Annotated in this window: 2 protein-coding genes; one reads left to right on the top strand and one right to left on the bottom strand. The window is 40.5% G+C overall.

The features are described 5' to 3' along the window. Nucleotides 1–177: 177 nt before the first annotated feature. Nucleotides 178–717 carry a DUF2284 domain-containing protein gene (locus tag ACPK8D_RS16175; RefSeq protein WP_424718884.1) on the bottom strand — a complete coding sequence of 180 codons (540 nt, stop codon included), beginning with the start codon at nt 715–717 and terminating at the stop codon, nt 178–180. A 363-nt stretch (nt 718–1,080) separates the two neighbouring features. Between ACPK8D_RS16175 and ACPK8D_RS16170 the strand changes: the two genes are divergently transcribed. Further along, nucleotides 1,081–2,274: a M24 family metallopeptidase gene (locus ACPK8D_RS16170; RefSeq protein WP_424718883.1), complete on the top strand. Its 1,194-nt coding sequence runs from the start codon at nt 1,081–1,083 to the stop codon at nt 2,272–2,274. Nucleotides 2,275–2,885: the final 611 nt, after the last annotated feature.

Raw genomic sequence — 2,885 nt, 5'->3', positions numbered from 1 at the left:
TCTGAGTATAGGGTTCTGTAGAGAAGTTCTACAGGTAAAACTTGGAACGGTACAGGCGAGACACGGATAAATAGTTGCTCTAGGGCAGTATAGCATTGGTTGAAATACCATAGATGCCTGCGAATTTATTCGTGGGAGCTGTCACTGACGTATCTGATCTATTTTCTACCTGAACTTTTACTCAAGCAGCAAAACCCCGACACATGCAGTTTTCTCAGGTTTGCAGAACTCAAGTACAAGTCCTGCCTTTTCCATTGCTTTGTGGAGATTTATTCCTACAGCTTCAGGTGCAAAACGCCTTAATTCCGGTTTTATACATTTTTCAAGATTACAGACATCGCATTCGTTGCAGGAACCGGGCCTGAGGAGATGCGCAAAAGTAAAACCTTCTCTGAAAGCTTCCTGTTCAAGCTCTAACATTTTATGAAAAGAGCCTTTGCGCATTTCTCCCCAGGCTTCAAGGATATCCGGCACCTGTGAAGTATCGCGTTCATCGACAAGTAGAAGCGCACTGCTGTATTCCGCTATAACTTTTCTGAAATCCTCAACCGAGATAATATGAGGTGGGCAGCTCAATCTTTTTCCGTAGCCTCTGCAACCGTAGGCACATTTCAGAGCAATTCTGTTCTCAACCGGAACATCCCCTGCATCCACAAAATAAGCCTTGAGCCCTATTCCTGAAGCCTTTTCAATGAGATCTTCGAATTTTCTTAACATGATAACCCCTTTTCAAAAAAACCCTTTTTTACTTTTTCTTTCCTTTTAATTTGTTTTCTTTCTAATTATTTTTTCCGTTTTCAAAATGAACTGAGGTTTCACCACCCCGAGAGTTACTTTTTATCTTTTTAAGGGATTGGTGTGAGAAATAATAACTGCTGATGTGAAAAGTAACAGTTATCGCTGTGAGAAATAAGAATTCTTGCTGTGAGAAATAAGATTTATCGTTGTGAGAAATAACAGCTATTACGCAGGACTATTCTGTACATCTGCTAATAAGTTCTTACCAAAAGTTCTTCCATATTAACTACTGTGGGTTACACTTCTATAATTGATAACAGATAACTTAGTAAAGGGATCCGCATGATTAAGAAAGTACCTTTAACCGAACTGAAAAACCGCTTGAGGAATTTTAGAAAACGCATGGATATCTCAAACCCCGAATGGGAGATAGCTGTTATATTCAGCAAAATAAATCTTTATTATTTTACGGGTACGATGCAGGATGGAATGTTAATTATCCCTAAGCACGGAGAGGCAACATTCTGGGTACGGCGCAGCTATGAAAGAGCCCTGGACGAATCCTTATTTTCCAGTATAGAGCCTATGAACAGTTTCCGTGAAGCTGTAAAGAGCATAAAAGGGCTTCCGGATACTGTATACCTCGAAACCGAGGTTGTCCCTCTGGCTTTATACCAGAGATTTCAGAAATACTTCTCTTTTAAGAATGTTAAATCTGCTGACGCTGAAATTTGCGCGGTCAGAGCAGTAAAGAGCGAATATGAGCTCTCGCTAACAAGAGAAGCTGGCAAGATTCATCAGCATGTACTGGAAGAGCTTGTACCCGATATGCTGCAGGAAGGAATGAGTGAAACGGACCTGGCAACCGAATTATTTTCAGTTATGGTCGAGGAAGGCCATCATGGGTTGTGCCGTTTTGGGATGTTTGATACCGAGATGTTCCTGGGAAATGTCTGTTTCGGTGAAAGCTCGATTTACCCCTGTTATTTTAACGGGCCTGGAGGATGTTACGGAATGAGCCCTGCAGTTCCTCTCATCGGAAGCCGTGACAGAAAGCTGAAGAAAGGAGATCTGGTATTCATTGACGTCGGATGCGGGGTTGAAGGCTATAACACGGATAAAACGACAACGTACATGTTTGGTTCTTCCCTTCCACAATCTGCCATAGATGCCCATAATAAATGTGTAACCATACAGAACGAAGCGGCTTCAATGTTAAAACCCGGCGCTATTCCCTCCGAAATCTATACTACCGTGATTAATAAGCTCGATTCGGAGTTCCTGCAAAACTTCATGGGTTTTGGTAACCGGAAAGTAAAATTCCTCGGGCATGGAGTTGGACTGCTAATCGATGAAACGCCTGTAATTGCAGAAGGTTTTGATGACCCGCTTCAGGAGGGAATGGTATTTGCCCTCGAACCTAAAAAGGGGATTGAAAACATCGGAATGGTCGGAATCGAAAATACTTTTATAGTAACCGCTGACGGGGGAGAATGCATTACCGGCAACAATCCGGGCTTGATTCCTGTATTTTGAACAGCAAGATCAGGTTCTAAAATAAGCCCTTTGTAGAAAACCTACCTAAATCAGCTTCAAGAAGCTAAAACTATAGTCCCTACTGTAAATGTTTGCACTTACCTTATAACCACCTACGACACGGAAAGCACGGAAGAATTGTGCCCCTATTTCCTTTATTCTGTGTTTTCCGTGCTTTCTGTGGTTAACCTTTCACTTGAGACTGGTAAAGAAATTTTGGCTTTTGACTATAAATAAGCAAAATATATCAGGTCATTCAGTTCAAGTGAATTAAGATTCATTATTACATAGGATTTCTACACAGCCAAAATAAGAAATAGATATAGAATAGAAAGAAGTAATGGAGCTTGTCCCAAAACCAATTTTATTCCCGTATCAATAAGAGTTTCGTAACTATTTTCATAATTAGAAACTCGGTTGATTATTCAAAGTTTACAATTCAAAGAAGTTTTTGAGTTTTGGGATAAGTCAATTACTAGAGTTTGTTAAACTTAAAAGTAACTATTCAGGGTATAGTTAGCGGCGCTCCTTTGAGCGCCGCAAGAATACCCTCTATAACAGGCAAACTATTCTTTCTGATTGTAGAAATGTATGCTCTAATTCTGCAGAAA

Origin of the sequence: Methanosarcina sp., from assembly GCF_049706645.1 — an archaeon.
In the GTDB taxonomy this organism is placed as follows: domain Archaea; phylum Halobacteriota; class Methanosarcinia; order Methanosarcinales; family Methanosarcinaceae; genus Methanosarcina.
The sequence above is the reverse complement of the archived record's forward strand: the minus strand, read 5'-3'. Positions and strand labels throughout refer to the sequence as shown.

Excerpts from the sequence above, each read along its gene's own strand:
- ACPK8D_RS16175 (WP_424718884.1), bottom strand. The coding sequence starts at position 717 with ATGTTAAGAAAATTCGAAGATCTCATTGAAAAGGCTTCAGGAATAGGG.
- ACPK8D_RS16170 (WP_424718883.1), top strand. The coding sequence starts at position 1,081 with ATGATTAAGAAAGTACCTTTAACCGAACTGAAAAACCGCTTGAGGAAT.